Source organism: Pseudomonas sp. TE3911 (assembly GCF_054062775.1).
On sequence record NZ_JBSSFP010000001.1, the window covers coordinates 2,587,489 to 2,604,713 of the forward strand.

12 protein-coding genes are annotated in these 17,225 nt (G+C 59.3%); 5 read left to right on the forward strand and 7 right to left on the reverse strand.

Features of this window, described 5'->3' with window-relative positions:
• Nucleotides 1-3: 3 nt before the first annotated feature.
• The 4 genes from ACVWXD_RS11850 to ACVWXD_RS11865 form a co-directional block, all read right to left on the reverse strand.
• Nucleotides 4-1,170: a diguanylate cyclase gene (locus ACVWXD_RS11850; RefSeq protein WP_457371050.1), complete on the reverse strand. Its 1,167-nt coding sequence runs from the start codon at nucleotides 1,168-1,170 to the stop codon at nucleotides 4-6.
• Nucleotides 1,171-1,221: 51 nt separating this feature from the next.
• Nucleotides 1,222-3,459, reverse strand: a complete 2,238-nt coding sequence (glgB, locus tag ACVWXD_RS11855) for a 1,4-alpha-glucan branching protein GlgB (RefSeq protein WP_122753602.1) — start codon at nucleotides 3,457-3,459, stop codon at nucleotides 1,222-1,224.
• Nucleotides 3,456-6,803: a maltose alpha-D-glucosyltransferase gene (gene treS / locus ACVWXD_RS11860; RefSeq protein WP_401381012.1), complete on the reverse strand. Its 3,348-nt coding sequence runs from the start codon at nucleotides 6,801-6,803 to the stop codon at nucleotides 3,456-3,458. Before treS ends, glgB begins: the two co-directional genes overlap by 4 nt.
• A gap of 91 nt (nucleotides 6,804-6,894) precedes the next feature.
• Nucleotides 6,895-8,883, reverse strand: coding sequence for an alpha-1,4-glucan--maltose-1-phosphate maltosyltransferase (locus ACVWXD_RS11865; protein WP_457371051.1), 1,989 nt, complete (start codon nucleotides 8,881-8,883; stop codon nucleotides 6,895-6,897).
• A gap of 204 nt (nucleotides 8,884-9,087) precedes the next feature.
• On the opposite strand from ACVWXD_RS11865, the gene ACVWXD_RS11870 reads away from it, so the two are divergent.
• Nucleotides 9,088-9,264 (forward strand): hypothetical protein, encoded by a 177-nt coding sequence (locus ACVWXD_RS11870; protein ID WP_163033259.1) that lies wholly within the window; start codon nucleotides 9,088-9,090, stop codon nucleotides 9,262-9,264.
• On the opposite strand, the gene ACVWXD_RS11875 is transcribed toward ACVWXD_RS11870, so the two are convergent.
• On the reverse strand, nucleotides 9,242-9,733 hold the full coding sequence (locus ACVWXD_RS11875; protein ID WP_032886852.1) for an MgtC/SapB family protein: 492 nt from the start codon (nucleotides 9,731-9,733) through the stop codon (nucleotides 9,242-9,244). The genes ACVWXD_RS11870 and ACVWXD_RS11875 overlap by 23 nt on opposite strands.
• Nucleotides 9,734-9,853: 120 nt before the next feature.
• Between ACVWXD_RS11875 and ACVWXD_RS11880 the strand changes: the two genes are divergently transcribed.
• The 3 genes from ACVWXD_RS11880 (at nucleotide 9,854) to mapR (ending at nucleotide 13,187) form a co-directional block, all read left to right on the forward strand.
• Nucleotides 9,854-10,093, forward strand: coding sequence for a DUF3203 family protein (locus ACVWXD_RS11880; protein ID WP_032886853.1), 240 nt, complete (start codon nucleotides 9,854-9,856; stop codon nucleotides 10,091-10,093).
• 184 nt (nucleotides 10,094-10,277) lie between these two features.
• Nucleotides 10,278-11,687 carry a cytochrome c oxidase accessory protein CcoG gene (gene ccoG, locus ACVWXD_RS11885; protein WP_099602872.1) on the forward strand — a complete coding sequence of 470 codons (1,410 nt, stop codon included), beginning with the start codon at nucleotides 10,278-10,280 and terminating at the stop codon, nucleotides 11,685-11,687.
• 90 nt (nucleotides 11,688-11,777) lie between these two features.
• On the forward strand, nucleotides 11,778-13,187 hold the full coding sequence (gene mapR / locus ACVWXD_RS11890) for a GntR family transcriptional regulator MpaR (protein ID WP_032886855.1): 1,410 nt from the start codon (nucleotides 11,778-11,780) through the stop codon (nucleotides 13,185-13,187).
• Nucleotides 13,188-13,313: 126 nt separating this feature from the next.
• On the opposite strand, the gene ACVWXD_RS11895 is transcribed toward mapR, so the two are convergent.
• Nucleotides 13,314-14,060 carry an SDR family oxidoreductase gene (locus ACVWXD_RS11895; RefSeq protein ID WP_032886857.1) on the reverse strand — a complete coding sequence of 249 codons (747 nt, stop codon included), beginning with the start codon at nucleotides 14,058-14,060 and terminating at the stop codon, nucleotides 13,314-13,316.
• Nucleotides 14,061-14,113: 53 nt separating this feature from the next.
• Nucleotides 14,114-16,210, reverse strand: a complete 2,097-nt coding sequence (locus ACVWXD_RS11900) for a putative bifunctional diguanylate cyclase/phosphodiesterase (RefSeq protein ID WP_095185863.1) — start codon at nucleotides 16,208-16,210, stop codon at nucleotides 14,114-14,116.
• Between the two features lie 436 nt (nucleotides 16,211-16,646).
• On the opposite strand from ACVWXD_RS11900, the gene ACVWXD_RS11905 reads away from it, so the two are divergent.
• Entirely contained in the window at nucleotides 16,647-17,216 is a 570-nt protein-coding gene (locus ACVWXD_RS11905; protein WP_095185864.1) for a hypothetical protein, read from the forward strand.
• The last annotated feature ends 9 nt before the right edge of the window (nucleotides 17,217-17,225 follow it).

Consider the following 17,225-nt stretch of genomic DNA (forward strand, 5'->3'; position numbering starts at 1 on the left):
GCCCTACTCCGCCACAGCCACTTGGTTGCGGCCCAGGGCCTTGGCCCGGTACAGCGCCTTGTCGGCGGTGTTCATCAGGCCATGCAAGTCCCCATCCAGCGCATGGGCCGAGGCGACACCCAAGCTGGCTGAAAGCCCCGTGACCGGTTCGGCCGGCAATCCGGAAATCGCCTTGATCAACTGCTCGGCAATACCCCGTGCGGTTTCCAGCGAGGTATTGGGCAGCAATACCGCAAACTCCTCACCGCCCAGACGACCATACACATCAGACTTGCGAAACGAAGCACTGATCACCCCTCCAATCTGGCGCAACACTTGGTCGCCGGCCTGGTGTCCGTAGGTGTCGTTGATAAGCTTGAAGTGGTCCATGTCCAGCATCAGCGCGCACAGCGGCTGTTGGTTGTGTCGGCATTGTGCGTACAGCGAATGGGCATGTTCGAAGAATGCACGACGGTTCATCAGCCCGGTCAGCTCATCGGTCTGTGCGGCACGGGTTGAAATGTTGTGGGCTCTTTCCATTTGCCGAGTCAGGCGAAACGCCTTTTCCAGCGCATCGGACAATTTACGCGTGGCGCTGGCGACAAAGGTGGTGAACACCAGCACCGCGATGGCAACACCCACCTGCATGGGAGCCGGCTGGAACAGCAGCCAGAAGGTGCACGGCAGCAATACCAGGCCGATAGACGCCAGCGTCATGTAGCGATAGGCCGAGTAACACGACACCGCGCTGACCGACATGCCCACGGTGAACAGCATCACCAGCACCTGGGACAGCCGATCATCCGCTGGCATCACCGCTAACGCACCGGCGCCCCAGATGCCGGCAGAGAGCACGAGAGTGACCCAGTAGCGGCGCTCCCAGCGAGCCGGCGTGCGCTCGCTGTTGGGGCAGCGAAACCAGTCCATGAACATCTTCACACGCAGCAGCGACGACGCTGTGAGCAACAGCATCCAGACCAGCATAACGTCGTGGTCGAAGCGATCCCAACACAGCCAGCAGAGCATGGTAGCCGCGAGGTAACTGCCCAAAATGGCGGCAAATGACTGCCGAAACAGCTGGTGCAGACGGTCAGTCCGCACCTGCTCTTCTATAACGCAATCCTGGTCCTGCTCACGCCCAAGGCCATTCATGAAATTCGCCTGATTCGACTGCCATGACAAAGGCGCCATTGTGGCACCCTGCCAGCACCGCGGACAACTGAATCCCGCGCGGCAGAGCGGTTAACCCCCTTCAGGTCGCAGAATCAACACCCCCAGCGGCGGCAAATTCAGCGACAGCGACACCGGTTGCCCATGGCGCGGTTCATCCTGGGTAAAGACTTCGCCGCCATTACCGAAGTTGGAACCGGCATACATGTCCGCATCACTGTTGATCACCTCACTCCAGCGCCCGGCAAACGGCACACCAACGGAATAGGACTCGCGCGGCACCGGTGTGAAGTTAGCCACCACCAGCACGGGCTTGCCGTCTTTGCTCCAGCGCAGCCACGCGTAGACACTGTTGATCGCGTCATCGCCGATCAGCCATTGGAAACCTTGCGGCGCATCGTCCTGCTCGTGCAGGGCCGGCTCTTCGCGGTACAGACGGTTCAAGTCGCCGACCAGCTTCTGCACGCCTTTGTGCTCGGCGTACTGCAACAAGTACCAGTCCAGTTGCTGGTCGTGGTTCCACTCGCGCCACTGGCCGAATTCGCAGCCCATGAACAACAGCTTCTTGCCGGGATGCATCCACATGAACGCCAGGTAGGCACGCAGGTTGGCAAATTTCTGCCAGCGGTCGCCGGGCATCTTGTCGATCAACGAGTGCTTGCCGTGCACCACCTCATCATGGGAAATCGGCAGGATAAAACGCTCGGACCAGGCATACACCAGGCCAAAGCTCAGCTCGTTGTGGTGATGGGCGCGATACACCGGGTCTTGCTGGATGTAATGCAGCGAATCGTGCATCCAGCCCATGTTCCACTTGTAGTTGAAGCCCAGGCCGCCCTGTTGGGTCGGCTGGCTCACACCGGGCCAGGCGGTAGATTCCTCGGCGATCACCAACGCGCCGGGAGCTTCCAAGGCCACTACGTCGTTCAGGTGACGCAGGAAGTCGATGGCTTCCAGGTTCTCCCGACCGCCGTGGCGGTTGGGCACCCATTCACCGGCCTTGCGCGAGTAATCGCGGTACAGCATCGACGCCACCGCATCCACACGCAGCCCGTCGATATGGAAGTGTTTAAGCCAATGCAGGGCCGACGCCAGCATAAAGCCGTGAACTTCGGTGCGGCCCAGGTTGTAGATCAGCGTGTCCCAATCCTGGTGGAAACCTTCCAGCGGGTTGGCGTATTCGTACAGCGCCGTGCCGTCAAACTGTGCCAGCCCGTGGGTATCGGTGGGGAAATGCGCCGGTACCCAGTCAAGGATCACGCCGATATCGGCCTGGTGCAGCGCATTGACGAAATAAGCGAAATCTTCCGGCGAGCCAAAGCGCGCACTCGGGGCGAACTGCGACAACGCTTGATAGCCCCAGGAGCCACCAAACGGATGCTCCATGATCGGCATCAGTTCGATATGGGTGAAACCCAGTTGCTGTACATACGGGATCAGCCGTTCCGTCAGTTCACGCCAGCCGTATTGGCGGGCGACTTCGCCGGCCTCGTCCAGCTCGCATTGCCAGGAGCCCACGTGCAACTCATAGATCGACAGCGGTGCGGAGGATTTCTGCTTTTCGCTGCGCGACTGCATCCACTCATGGTCCTGCCAATCCACCTGCAACGGCGGAGCGACTTTCGACGCAGTGTCCGGCGGCAGTTGAGTGGCCAATGCCATGGGGTCAGCCTTGAGCGGCAAAATCCCATTGGCACCCAGGATCTCGTACTTGTAGGCCGCACCCGGTTGCAGACGCGGGATAAACAGCTCCCATACGCCCGAAGGATGGCGCAGGCGCATCGGATGGCGGCGACCGTCCCAGATATTGAAATCGCCCACCACCGACACCCGCCGCGCATTCGGCGCCCACACGGCAAAGCGCACACCCTGCACGCCATCGACGCTGGTCACCTGTGCACCCAGGCAGCTGCTGAGGTCGCGATGGTTGCCTTCGGCAAACAGGTACAGGTCCATTTCGCCCAGTAACAACTGGCTGAAACTGTAGGGGTCTTCGGTAATTTGCTCACCGCCGGCCCACTGGATCTTCAGCAGGTAGGCCTGGCGCGTGGTGAAGTGCCCGACAAACAAGCCCGGCACCTGGGTCGCGTCCAGGCTGCCGATCGGCTCGCCACTGTCCTGCGCCAACACCTGGACGCTCAGAGCTTCCGGCAGGAATGCGCGGATAAATTGCCCACCCTGCTCGTCATCATGTGGCCCGAGGATCGAGAACGGGTCATGGTGCTCGGCGCGCACCAGCGCTTCGACGTCCTTGGACGCCGGCATGGCAGTCAACTTGGGCTGCAGCGGTTCTTTATGCGTGTAATTCATGACGTCTCCCCACCGCGTGCAGTTTTAGATAGAGGTGCTAGCCCACTGAGCAACCCGTGCAGCCCTTGCAGGGGCACCGGTAGCCAGGTCGGGCGATTCTCCGCTTCGTAAGCCACTTCGTACGCGGCCTTCTCCAGGCTGAACAAGGTCAGCGCGGCGTCCTGGCCTTTGGCGTCCTGCCAGTCATGCGCCAGTGTAGACGTAGCTGTCTGATAAGCCTGGATAAATGCCTCGCGTGCTTCATTCAGATAGCGATCGGTCACGCGCCTGCGGGCCAGATCGGCTTGCGGCGAATGATCCACACCTTGCACATTCAAGGCCATGGCCGCCGCGTAATCAAACGAGCGCAGTACGCCGCTCACATCTTTATACGGGCTGTGCTTGCCACGCCGCTCATGCAATGGCCTGGCTGGCTCGCCTTCAAAATCGATCAGGTAAGCATCGCCCTTCACCACCAGTACCTGGCCCAGGTGCAAATCACCGTGAACCCGAATACGCAGCCCGCCCAACGTGGCTTTCGCCAACGCCTGGACATGGGCGCCGATGGCTTTTTTCTGCGCCAGCAAGTCACTGACCAGTGCCTGATCCGCCGGGTTCAATGTGTGTTGATGCAACTTGAGCAATTGCAGCGCGCGGTCAAGCTGTGCGCCCACGTCCTTGGCCCAGGCCTGAGTGTCCTTAGCCGTAGTGACCTCGGGTTTGAAGTCCTTGTTGTCAGTCTTCGCGCCTAGCACCAGGTGCATTTCCCCCAGGCGCTGGCCGAGCAACCCGGCAAAGTCCGCCAGTTCACCCAAGGCGTTGTAGTGCTGTTCCTGCTCGGAAATGGCCTGCGCCAGTTCATCGCGAATCGCGCGTTCCAGGTTGTTCTGGGTCCAGCTCCAGGCGTCGCCCTGATTGCTCAAGTAACCCTGGGCAATCATCAGCAGGTTGTCCTGGCCATCGGCGTCGCGACGAATCATCGAGCCCAGCAGCGGTGAGATATTCGGGTAATCGGCAGCGGTGAGGTAGGCGCTCATTTCCAGCTCCGGGTGTACGCCGGCGCTGACTTTGCGGATCAACTTGAGCACCAGGCTCTCGCCCACTACCACCGAACTGTTGGACTGCTCGGCGGACAAGTAGCGTACTTGGGCGTCGTCCGTCAGTTGCAGCGGGGCCAGGTGCGGCGTGGCTTCAAAGCGTAAATCGCCTTCGCTGGAATTGAGCACCGTACCCGCCTGCAGACCCTGGATCACCGCGCGGATGAAGTGCTCCAGGCTGAAGGCATCGGTGACCAGCCCCACCTGCCGCGTACGCCGCACACGAGCCAGGGCCAATTGTTGCGGCAAGGCACTGGTGAACTGATCTTCACCCAGGAAGCCAAAAGGCAGTTGATAGCGACTGACTTGGCCGCCGCTGGTGACATCAATTTCACTGAGCAACACCGGATGCTCCGGGTCGCCAAACCGCACGCCGTAAGCGATGTTCACGCTGTCGATGGCGGTGTCCTTACCGGCGAACCAGCGCCGCTTGGGCAGCCAGGCCGGCAACGAGGTCTGCTCCAGGGTGGTGCGACAAGGTTCTTCGAGCAATTCTTCCATGCGTTTTTTCAGTACCAGAGTGGTGAAGTCAGGGATGCTCTGCGCCGGTTCCACATGCCAACTGGGCATCTGGTTTTCCGCCGCCAGTACAAACCAATAGAAGCCGTAGGGCGCCAGCGTCAGCAGGAAATTCAACTGGCCAATGGGCGGGAAAGCGTTTCCGCCAAGCATCTCCACCGGCACCATTCCCGCGAAGGCAGAGAGGTCCAATTCCGCCGCCTGGGCGCTGCGGGACACGTTGGCCACACACAGGATAATTTCCGTACGGCCGTCTTCCCCGGTGTATTCACGGGTATAGGCCAGGATGCGGCGATTGCTCGGCGAGAGCATTTTCAAACTGCCCCGCCCAAACGCCTTGGATTGCTTGCGCACCGCCAACATGCGCCGATTCCAGTTAAGCAGTGAGTGCGGGTCTTGAGTCTGGGTTTCGACGTTGACCGACTGGTAGCCGTACAGCGGGTCCATGATCGGCGGCAGCACCAGGCTGGCCGGATCGGCGCGGGAGAAGCCGCCGTTACGGTCGATGGACCACTGCATCGGCGTGCGCACACCGTCGCGGTCGCCGAGGTAGATGTTATCGCCCATGCCGATTTCATCGCCGTAATACAACGTCGGCGTACCGGGCATCGACAGCAGCAGGCTGTTAAGCAATTCCACGCGACGGCGATCCCGCTCCAGCAACGGTGCCAGACGGCGACGAATCCCCAGGTTGATGCGCGCGCGCCGATCTGCGGCGTAGTAATTCCACAGGTAATCGCGCTCTTTGTCGGTGACCATTTCAAGGGTCAACTCATCGTGGTTGCGCAGGAAGATTGCCCATTGGCAGTTGGCAGGAATCTCCGGGGTCTGGCGCAAAATATCGGTGATGGGGAAGCGATCTTCCTGGGCCAGGGCCATGTACATGCGCGGCATCAGCGGGAAGTGGAACGCCATGTGGCATTCATCGCCGTCGTCGCCCTTCTTGTCACCGAAATACAGCTGAGTGTCTTCCGGCCATTGGTTGGCTTCGGCAAGCAACATGCGGTCCGGGTAGTTGGCGTCGATTTCGGCGCGGATCTGCTTGAGCACATCGTGGGTTTCGGGGAGGTTCTCGTTGTTGGTGCCGTCGCGCTCGATCAAGTACGGGATGGCGTCCAGGCGCAGGCCGTCAATGCCCATGTCCAGCCAGTAACGCATCACCGACAACACGGCCTTCATCACTTGCGGGTTGTCGAAGTTGAGGTCGGGCTGGTGAGAATAGAAACGGTGCCAGAAGTACTGGCCGGCGACCGGGTCCCAAGTCCAGTTGGACTTCTCGGTGTCGAGGAAAATGATGCGCGTGCCATCGTACTTCTGGTCGTCATCGGACCACACATAGAAGTCCCGCGCCGCCGAACCAGGCTTGGCCTTGCGGGCACGCTGAAACCACGGGTGCTGGTCGGAGGTGTGGTTGATCACCAGCTCAGTGATCACCCGCAATCCACGCTTATGGGCCTCGGCGATAAAGCGCTTGGCGTCGGCCAGGGTGCCGTAGTCACTGTGTACGCCACGGTATTCGGCGATGTCGTAGCCGTCATCGCGGCGAGGCGAGGGATAAAACGGCAATAACCAAATGGTATTCACGCCGAGGTCGGCGATGTAATCGAGCTTGGCGATCAACCCGGGGAAGTCACCGATGCCGTCGTTGTTGGAGTCAAAAAAGGATTTGACGTGAACCTGGTAGATCACCGCGTCCTTGTACCAGAGCGGGTCTTTGATAAAGGTGGCAGGGTTAGGTTTCTTCGCCATTGGAAACTCCTGAATGACTTAAATTCTGCGGACGCGATGCGATCGTTGTGGGAGTGGGCAAGCCCCCTCCCACAATGGATCTGCGCAAGACTTAGGAAACCGTGATGCGCCAGATTCCAAACGGCATCTGCGGATCAAGGCGTGTCCATTGGGTCTTGCCATACCAGGTCCAGCGATGGCCGTTCATCAGGTCTTCGCCTTGGGTCTGCGCATCATCCGGCAGCCCCAGCTCCCACAGCGGCAACTCAAAATGCGCTTCCTGGACGTTGAATGGATCGAGGTTGATCGCCACCAGAATGAAGTTACTGCCATCCTCACTGCGCTTACCGAAGTACAGGATGTTGTCATTCCAGGCGGTGTAGAGCTTCAACCCCAAATGCGTCTGCAACGCCGGATTTTGCCGGCGGATACGGTTGAGCTGGGCAATCTCGGCAATGATGTTGCCGGGCGCGGTGAAATCCCTTGGGCGGATTTCATATTTCTCCGAGTCCAGGTATTCCTCTTTGCCCGGCACCGGCGCTGATTCACACAGTTCAAAACCGGAATACATGCCCCACAGGCCCGAACCCATGGTCGCCAGCGCGGCCCGGATCAAAAAGCCTGGGCGGCCGGACTCGTGCAGGAAGGCTGGGTTAATGTCCGGCGTATTGACGAAGAAGTTCGGCCGGTAGCACTCGCGCCACGGCGACTGGTTCAACTGAGTGAAGTACTCGCTCAGTTCAGCCTTGGTATTGCGCCAGGTGAAGTAGGTGTAGCTCTGGGAATAACCGACCTTGCCCAGCCGCGCCATCATCGCAGGCGTGGTGAAGGCTTCAGCCAGGAAGATCACCTCGGGGTACTTTGAACGAACATCGCTGATCAGCCATTGCCAGAACGGCAGCGGTTTGGTGTGGGGGTTGTCGACGCGAAAGGTCTTCACGCCCTCTTCCACCCAGCCCACTACGATGTCGCGCAACTCCGTCCAGAGACTGGGAATCGCGTCGGCCGCATAGAAGTCGACGTTAACGATGTCCTGGTACTTTTTCGGCGGGTTTTCCGCGTATTTGATCGTCCCGTCCGGACGCCAGTTGAACCAACCCGGATGCTGCTTGAGCCACGGGTGATCCTGGGAGCACTGGATGGCAAAGTCCAAGGCGATTTCCAGGCCATGATCGGCGGCAGCCTGGACCAGGCGGCGGAAATCATCGCGACTGCCCAGTTGCGGGTGGATGGCTTCGTGGCCGCCCTCCTCACTGCCAATGGCGTACGGGCTGCCCGGATCGTCGGGGCCGGCGGTGAGGGAATTGTTTTTGCCCTTGCGGTGGCTGCGGCCGATGGGGTGGATCGGCGGGAAGTACAGCACGTCGAAGCCCATGTCATGGATCATCGGCAGGCGTGCGTGCACATCGTTGAAGGTGCCGTGACGGGCCGGATCATCAGTGATCGAGCGCGGAAACAGCTCGTACCAACTGGCGAATTGCGCCGCTTCACGCTCCACATCGATCGGGTATACGGCACTGATGCTCAAATAGGCGCGGTGATCGGCCTGAGTCATCAAATGTGCACTGTCTTCGTGCAGAAACAGTGCGACCTGCTCGGTTTCCAGCAGGCCGGACAGTTCGTGGTGCAGCAGCATCAAGCGATCGCGCAGTTCGTTGTCACTGCGTTCGGCGGCCTGCAACACCAGGCTGCGGCCTTCCTGCAACTCCAGGCTGACCGGCACACCGGCCTCGTGCTTTTTGCGCAGCTCGTAGCAAAAGCTGGCGAAGGTATCGATCCAGGCTTCGATGCAGTATTCGTGAGGGCCCTGGTCGGTGACGGTAAACGCGCCCTCCCAACCGTTGTTGCCCACATCCGCCATCACCACGCTGTGCCAGCTTTCGTCCTGCAGCGGGCGCCAGCGGATCAATACCGCGAGTTTGTCATGGCCATCGGCGAACACCTTGCTGGTCACGGTGACCCGCTGGCCCACTGCGGCCTTAACGGCGAATTCACCGCCATCAATCACAGGCATGGTGCTTTCGATTGCAATCCTGGGCAGCAACAGCGCCTGGGACAGCGGCAATAAGGAAACATCTGGAACCTGAGTTTCAGCAGTCATCGAGCATCTTCCCCTTACGCCCTGTGGACGCTCTTTGCTTGATCCGAATTCTGAGACGGCGACGCTCTCCCTGAGCAAGGCCGTAATAGGTCCGAGCCTGAGGCTTGGTCAAAAGTTCAGGTGGATGTTCCGCCATTGAGCGGGGAATCAAATCGCCCAGGCGGTTGTCCACCGGTAGAGCAAAGCACAAAGGAGGCCACACCGATGAATATCCCGATCCCGGCTGAAACCCCTGATCCTAATATCGACAATCCGACCCTACCGCCCACCGAACCGGAGCCGATTCCAGAAAAAGAACCACCCGAAAATGAGCCGCCACCGGTGGAAGAGCCGCCGACAACCATGCCCCCTGTGATCGTCAGTCCTTCTCGAAACGCTTGACGATTTTCGGCATCACACTGAACACCGCCAAGGCCAGCAACGTACTCAGGACCGCTGTCGATTCCCGGCCCAACCCGGCCGAGACCCCAATCGCAGCGGTCATCCACAGGCCGGCGGCGGTGGTCAGGCCTTTGACATGCCCCTCTTCATCATCCTTGCCTTTGATGATCGTGCCTGCGCCGAGAAAGCCGATCCCCGCGATCACGCCCTGCACCACGCGACTCATAGCATCCGCCTGATTACCTGACATCTGCGGCACCATCACAAACAGCGCGGCGCCCAACGCCACCAGCATGTGGGTCCGTACCCCGGCGGCCTTGCCCTTGCTCTCGCGCTCAAAACCCAGGATGCCGCCGAGTACGGCGGCGATCAGCAGGCGCACGGTGATCTGGGTCAGTTGTTTGGCATCGCCGATATCGGCGAACTCGGCCTGCAGTGTTTGCCACACTTCATGCCACCAAGCGTCCATGGATCCTGTCCTTTAAAGAAGCGGTTAAGTCATGGACAGCGCCTACCGCCAGTCAGTTGCCTTGAACCACGCCACGGCACCATCCCCTAAGGTTCATAGCCGATGAGAAAGGAGTTCGACATGACCCTGCGTATTGAAAACCACCTGTGTTATTTCACGCTCGACGACAATGGCCAGGAACAGAGCGTCCCCGCCACCCGAGTGAAGATATTGACGGACGATGACAAGTCCATGTCCTACGTAGAACTTGCGGGCGAGCGCACCTACATCACCGAAGCTGAAGCAGACGCCTTGACCGTCGAAGGCGCGACAGACGGACGCAACCATGTGAAGGCCACGGAGCCTGGTTCGCTGATTTGATTGATCTGTATCATTACCGCTGAAATGCCCCTGCACCCCAGGCGCGCCGGGGTGCAGCAGATTGTCGCAGAGCTCACCACACGGACCATCTGATCCGCTTTTTATCGCGCTAGCTGAGTCTGTTATGCAAACAGTCCCCGGCCCATAGTTCATCCGCCTGATGGAGGCTGATGAGCGAACGACCATGAGCGAACGAATCCCAACCGTGGAAACCTTTGAGCCCATACACCCAAAGAAGGTGAAGGCCAAATCCAGCGACACCCTGATCCATACCCGCAGCTTCACCGGACTGTTCCGCACCTTGCGCGTAGCCGGTGCCGGCTTTCTGTTCCTGGCGTTTTTCGGCACCGTGTGGCTGAACTGGGGCGGGCGCCAAGCCGTGCTGTGGGATCTGGCGGAAAGCAAATTCCATATTTTTGGCGCGACGTTCTGGCCCCAGGATTTCATCCTGCTGTCGGCGCTGCTGATTATCTGCGCCTTCGGCCTGTTCGCGATCACCGTGTTCGCCGGCCGCGTGTGGTGCGGCTATACCTGCCCGCAAAGCTCGTTCACGTGGTTGTTTATGTGGTGCGAAAAAGTCACTGAGGGCGAACGTAACCAACGCATCAAGCTGCAAGCCGCGCCCTGGAGCCTCAACAAACTGGCAAGGCGCTCGGCCAAGCACACGCTGTGGCTGGGTATCAGCGTGCTGACTGGGCTGACCTTTGTCGGCTACTTCACACCTATCCGCCCGTTGGCCGAGGAACTGCTGACTTGGCAAATGGGGGGCGTGAGCCTGTTCTGGGTGCTGTTTTTCACCGCCGCGACCTACATCAATGCCGGTTGGCTGCGTGAGGCGGTGTGCATGCACATGTGTCCGTATGCGCGGTTCCAGAGCGTGATGTTCGATAAAGACACCCTGACCATTTCCTACGACAGCGCCCGTGGCGAGAACCGCGGCCCGCGCAAACGCGAGGTCAAGCCGGCCGATGTCGGCCTGGGTGACTGCATTGACTGCCACCTGTGCGTGCAGGTCTGCCCCACCGGCATTGATATCCGCGATGGCCTGCAAATGGAATGCATCGGCTGCGCGGCCTGCATCGACGCCTGTGATTCGATCATGGACAAAATGGGTTATGCCCGTGGTCTGGTGAGCTATACCAGCGAGCATCAACTGCAAGGCGGCAAAACCCGTCTGCTACGGCCCCGTCTGATCGGCTACAGTGCGGTGCTGCTGGTGATGATTGCCGCGCTGGTAGTAGCACTGGTGGAGCGGCCGATGGTGTCGCTGGACGTGACCAAAGACCGTGGCATGTTCCGCGAAAACGCCCAGGGCCAGATCGAAAACATCTACAGCCTCAAGGTCATCAACAAGACCCAGCAACGCCAGGATTATCGGGTGGAGCTCGTGGAGGCCGACGGCTTCCAACTGCAAGGCAAGACAGAGATCAGCCTGGCGCCGGGGGAAATCATAGATGTGCCGGTGTCGGTGGCATTGCTCGCGGAGAAACCCGCGAGCAGTTCCCAGACGTTGCGCTTCAAAGTGATGGATGTAGATGAGCCAGGGATCCATAGCGTTGCCGACAGCCGCTTTGTGGCGCCGTTGAACCGCTGAGATCTATCTAAATCAGTGAGAATCCAATGTGGGAGCGGCTTACCCCTCCCGGATTGGATCTGTGCTCGTATAAACATTGTTAAGGCCCCTATGAAACGCTACGAAAAATTCGCCGAAGACATTGCCGAACTGATCCGCTCTGGCGTCCTGGGGCCTGGCCAACGTGTGCCGTCGGTGCGCTACGCCAGCCAAACCTACGGCGTCAGCCCGTCCACAGTGTTCCAGGCCTATTACCTGCTGGAACGCCGTGGCCTGATCCGTGCTCGGCCGCGTTCCGGCTACTTCGTCAACACCCATGCACCGAGCCCGTTCTCTGAGCCGGCGGTGAGCGAGCAGGTGCACGAGTCCACCGAGGTGGATGTCAGCGAGTTGGTGTTTTCCGTGCTCGACTCGATCAAAGACCCCAACACAGTGCCCTTCGGCTCGGCGTTCCCAAGCCCCATGCTGTTCCCGTTGCAACGCCTGGCCCGATCCCTGGCCAGCGCCAGCCGTGAAATGGACCCGCGCCTGGTGGTCACCGACATGTCGCCGGGCAATCCGCAGTTGCGTCGACAAATTGCCCTGCGCTACATGGTCGGCGGCCTGATGCTGCCGATGGAAGAACTGCTGATCACCAATGGCGCCCTGGAAGCCCTGAACCTGTGCCTGCAGGCCGTGACGGAACCCGGCGATCTGGTGGCCATCGAGGCTCCGGCGTTCTATGCCTGCCTGCAAGTGCTGGAACGCCTGAAGCTCAAGGCGGTGGAAATTCCGGTGCACCCGCGCGACGGCATCGACCTCGGCGCCCTGGCGCAAGCCCTTGCGCGCTATCCGATCAAGGCCTGCTGGACCATGACCAGTTTCCAGAACCCCATGGGCGCAACGTTGCCGGAAGAAAAGAAGCAAGCACTGGTTGAGCTGTTGCGCAGTCACCAGGTGCCGCTGATTGAGGACGATGTGTACGCCGAGCTGTATTACGGGCAACAGGCGCCCAAGCCGGCCAAAGCCTTCGACACCGAAGGACTGGTGATGCACTGCGGTTCCTTTGCCAAGAGCCTGGCGCCCGGCTACCGCGTCGGCTGGGTCGCCGCCGGGCGCTATGCGCAAAAGGTCGAACGTCTCAAGCTGATGACCTCGCTGTGCCCGTCGATGCCAGCCCAGGCGGCGATTGCCGACTACCTGCAACATGGCGGCTATGACCGCCACCTTCGCAAATTGCGTTATGCCCTGGAGGAGCAACAAAGCGCCATGCTCGCCGCCATCGCTCGGTATTTCCCGGCGCAGACCCGCGTCAGCCAGCCGGCCGGAGGGTATTTCCTGTGGCTGGAATTGCCGGAACAAACGGACTCATTGAAGTTGTTCCAGATGGCGCTGGCCCAAGGCATCAGCATTGCACCGGGGCCGATTTTTTCGGCGACCCAGCGCTTCAGAAACTGTATTCGCCTGAACTATGGCAGCCCGTGGACCGAGGCCTCGGAGAAGGCGATGGAGACGTTGGGGCGGATTGTGCGGTCGTTTTGAGGGAGGGGGGGTTGCTCTTTCTGACGCCATCGGGAGCAAGCCCCCTCCCACATTTTGATCGGGTTCACACAGTCCAAGTGTGGGAGGGGGCTTGCTCCCGATGGCGCCCGCACAGACGCTACCGACTCAACGGCCGCCACCCAAATCTAAAAAAGTCCCGGTGGCATACGACGCCTTATCCGACAACAACCAGATAATCGCTTCCGCCACTTCATCCGGCCGCCCTCCACGGGCCATGGGAATGCCGGACTCCAGCTTGCTGACCCGATCCGGGTCGCCGCTGAGGGCGTGGAAGTCGGTAAAGATATAGCCGGGGCGTACTGCGTTGACGCGGATACCCTCACCTGCCACTTCTTTGGACAGGCCGATGGTGAAGGTGTCGAGGGCGCCCTTGGAGGCTGCATAGTCCACGTATTCACCCGGCGAGCCCAGGCGCGCCGCCACCGAGGACACGTTGACGATGCTGCCACCCTGCCCGCCATGTTTGGGCGACATGCGCAACACCGCGTGCTTGGCACACAGGATCGGCCCCAGCACATTGGTCCTCATGATGTTAAGGATGCGGAATTCGGACATCTCATCGACCCGAGACTTGTGCGCCACGGTGCCGGCATTGTTGACCAGGGCGGTCACGCGGCCCAACTCGGCGTCGACGCGATGAAACAACGCAATCACTTCATCTTCGATGCTGACATCAGCTCGCACAGCAATCGCCTGGGCACCCAGGCCACGGACCTGTTCCAGTACGCCCAGGGCGGCTTTTTCATCGGAGCGGTAGTTGATGCAGATGCGATAGCCTTCGCGCGCCGCCAGCAGTGCCGTTTCGGCGCCAATACCGCGACTGCCCCCGGTGATGATGACAACTTTGTCCATGCGTACGGTCTCCTGATCCAACCTGGCGTTAGGGTTGGATCCGATACTAACCGTCAGGCACTGTTTTTGTCAGGCGCCTGTGCGTCCTCGGCCCGCAGAATATCCGCCATGAAACCATCGGCCGGCAGCGGATGCCCCAGCAAGTAACCCTGCAGGGAGTTACAGCCCAGCCGCGTGAGGAAACTCTGCTGCACGTCCGTTTCCACGCCTTCGGCGACAATCCGCAATCCCAAGGCCTGGCCGAGGGCAACGATGGCCGAAACGATGGCGGCGTCATCGCTGTCGTGCTCAAGGTCGCGCACAAAACCGCGGTCGATCTTCAACTCGTTGGCCGGCAGGCGCTTGAGGTACATCAGGCTGGAATAGCCGGTGCCGAAGTCATCGATGGACAGGTCGACGCCCATGTCCGAGAGCTGCTGCAACACCGTCATACTCGCGTCGGCATCGCTCATGGCGGTGGTTTCGGTGATCTCCAAGGTCAGGCTGTTGGCCGGCAACTGATGACGATCAAGGGCGTCGGCCACACTCTTGACCAGCCCCGCATGGCAGAACTGCAACGCCGACAGGTTCACGGCGATGCGCCAATGCTCATAACCCAGCGCGTACCACACGCTCATCTGACGGCAGGCCTCATTAAGCACCCATTCGCCGATGGGAATGATCAAGCCAGTCTTTTCCGCCAGTTCGATAAAGGTGGCCGGCAACAACAGGCCCTGCTGCGGATGCTCCCAGCGCACCAGCGCTTCGGCGCCCACCGCAATACCACTGACCGCATCGAACTTGGGCTGGTAGTACAAGCGAAATTGCTCTTGGTCGAGGGCGTTGCGCAGGTCCTGCAACAACTGCAATTGCTTGCGCGCATTGGTGTTCATCGACACGTCGAAAAAGCTGTAGCCGTTCTTGCCCATGCCCTTGGCGTGGTACATCGCGGCGTCGGCGTTCATCAACAATTCCTGGGGGTTGCCACCGTTACCGGGGAACACAGCGATGCCGATACTGGCCGAGATTTTCAGCTCATGCTCGGCCACCTGGAATGAGCGGTTGATCAGCCCGACCTGCCGCTCGGCCAAGCGCAGGGCATCGTCTGGCTGGCTCAGTTGCACCAACAGCACAAATTCATCACCGCCGATGCGCGCCAGGGTGTCATGGCCGCGCAAGTCTTCGCGCAGGCGCAGGCCGACTTCGCGCAGCAACTGGTCGCCCATGTGATGGCCAAAGGCATCGTTGACTGGCTTGAAGCCATCCAGGTCGATAAACATCAAGGCGAAGCAACCGCCCTGCTCGTTAACCGCCTGTATGGCCTGTTGAATCCGATCGGCCAGCAACGTGCGGTTAGGCAGACCGGTGAGCATGTCATGCAGGGCCAGGTGGGTCAGTTCCTGATTGGCCAGGCTGAGGGAGTCGGCGAGCACCGCGGTGCGGGCCTCCAGTCGCGCGTCGAGCAACGAGGTCAGCAACGCGATGGCAAGCACCGCCAGGGTGGTGACCAGCACCAGGTTATCCAGGCCCTTGCCGGTCAAGCCGTCCAACGCGGCAGCGCAGTAGCTGTCATCGGCAAAGCGTGCCGCGGCCATTCCGGTGTAATGCATACCGACGATGGCAAACCCCATCACCACCGCCGCCCCGCCGCGTGCCAGGCGTACATACGGCGTGTTGCGCCGCAGGTTGAAAGCTATCTGCAAGGCGGCGCCCGAGGCCACGACCGCTATTAACAGAGAAGCTCCAAACAAGGTGGGGTCGTAGTCGATACCGGGGGTCATGCGCATCGCGGCCATGCCGGTGTAATGCATGGTGGCAATGCCGGTGCCCATGACCAGCGCGCCAAACACCAATTGCCAGGCGGGCAAGCGCGGCTGGCTGACCAGCCATAAGGCAAAGCCGCTGGACATCACCGCGATCAACAACGACAGCGCGGTAATGCCGATATCGAAGCCCAAGGCAAACGGCAGGCGCAGGGCCAACATGCCGATGAAGTGCATCGACCAGACACCCACGCCCATGGCCAATGCCCCGCCGGCCATCCACAAATAAACCGCGCGGCCCTTGGCGGTCGCAATGCGGCCGGTCAGGTCCAGCGCGGTATAAGAGGCCAGGATCGCAACGCACAGGGAGATCACGACGAGGGAGGTTGAATAACTACCGATGAGCATGGGATTTCTCGCGGGCAACAGTTTTGAGACGTCCGTGCCAGGGTGGCAAAGCGCGCGATTGTAGCGAGATTAATTCTGGTGCAGGTGATTAATTATCATAGGGCCATCACCTGTAATTTGACGTCAAACTACTGGCCAGGTCCGGAGTGGTCTATAGCTCGTGTGCGACGTCACCTGCGTATCAAAGGCAGTGTGTCGCTTCAGTGTTGGCGGGTCTCGGGATAACAAAAACTAAAAATTTTAGAGGATTGTTACCCCTTTTCCAGTATAGACGCCCGTATTTTGAAATCGGGCTTAACACAAACTCCCAGCATCCTGCACTCCATAAAAATAAAATTTTTATTCCGTAAGGATATATAAAACTGTCATATCTTACAGGTGACTTTCATGCTGAGAGCGATAAACTTTACTCCACATGACATTCGGAGTTTCAGAAATGGCCATCATCGCACTTCTATACCCTAATAATACTGAGAATACTGGCCACCTGAAAGGCACTCAATGTATTCGAGACAAAGGCGGCGAAATCAAGTCTTATAGAATCGAAAACATCGGAGATGCTCAAGCAGTGACCGATATAACACCCTATGTAGAGCGAAAAATTGCTGAACGCGGAACTTTCCCCATTGACGATGGCGAGTACGTAGTAAGCACTCATCTATGTTATGACAAACAAATATGTTATGAAAAACAAAAAATATATGAAGTCTGGGGGAGAATCGACGCTTTCGAGGACACGGTCATTACCTATCATTTTCCCGGTGGAAAAGAATACCAATTAACCGACGGAGATAACCGAGTATTGAAATTTCGAGTTGCTTGTAAAGTTGACCAAATTCTAAAATACCTACCACGGTACACAAAAATAATTCTGGAATACAAAGGTCGCTCTACAACAGAATTTGGGAGTTTGATATCGTATAACCATGACTCTTTAGAGCTGCATGTTGAGAACAACTCCAAGTCATACAAATTTGCTGATTTAATATCCCTCAGAGCCATTTAACTCAGGTTG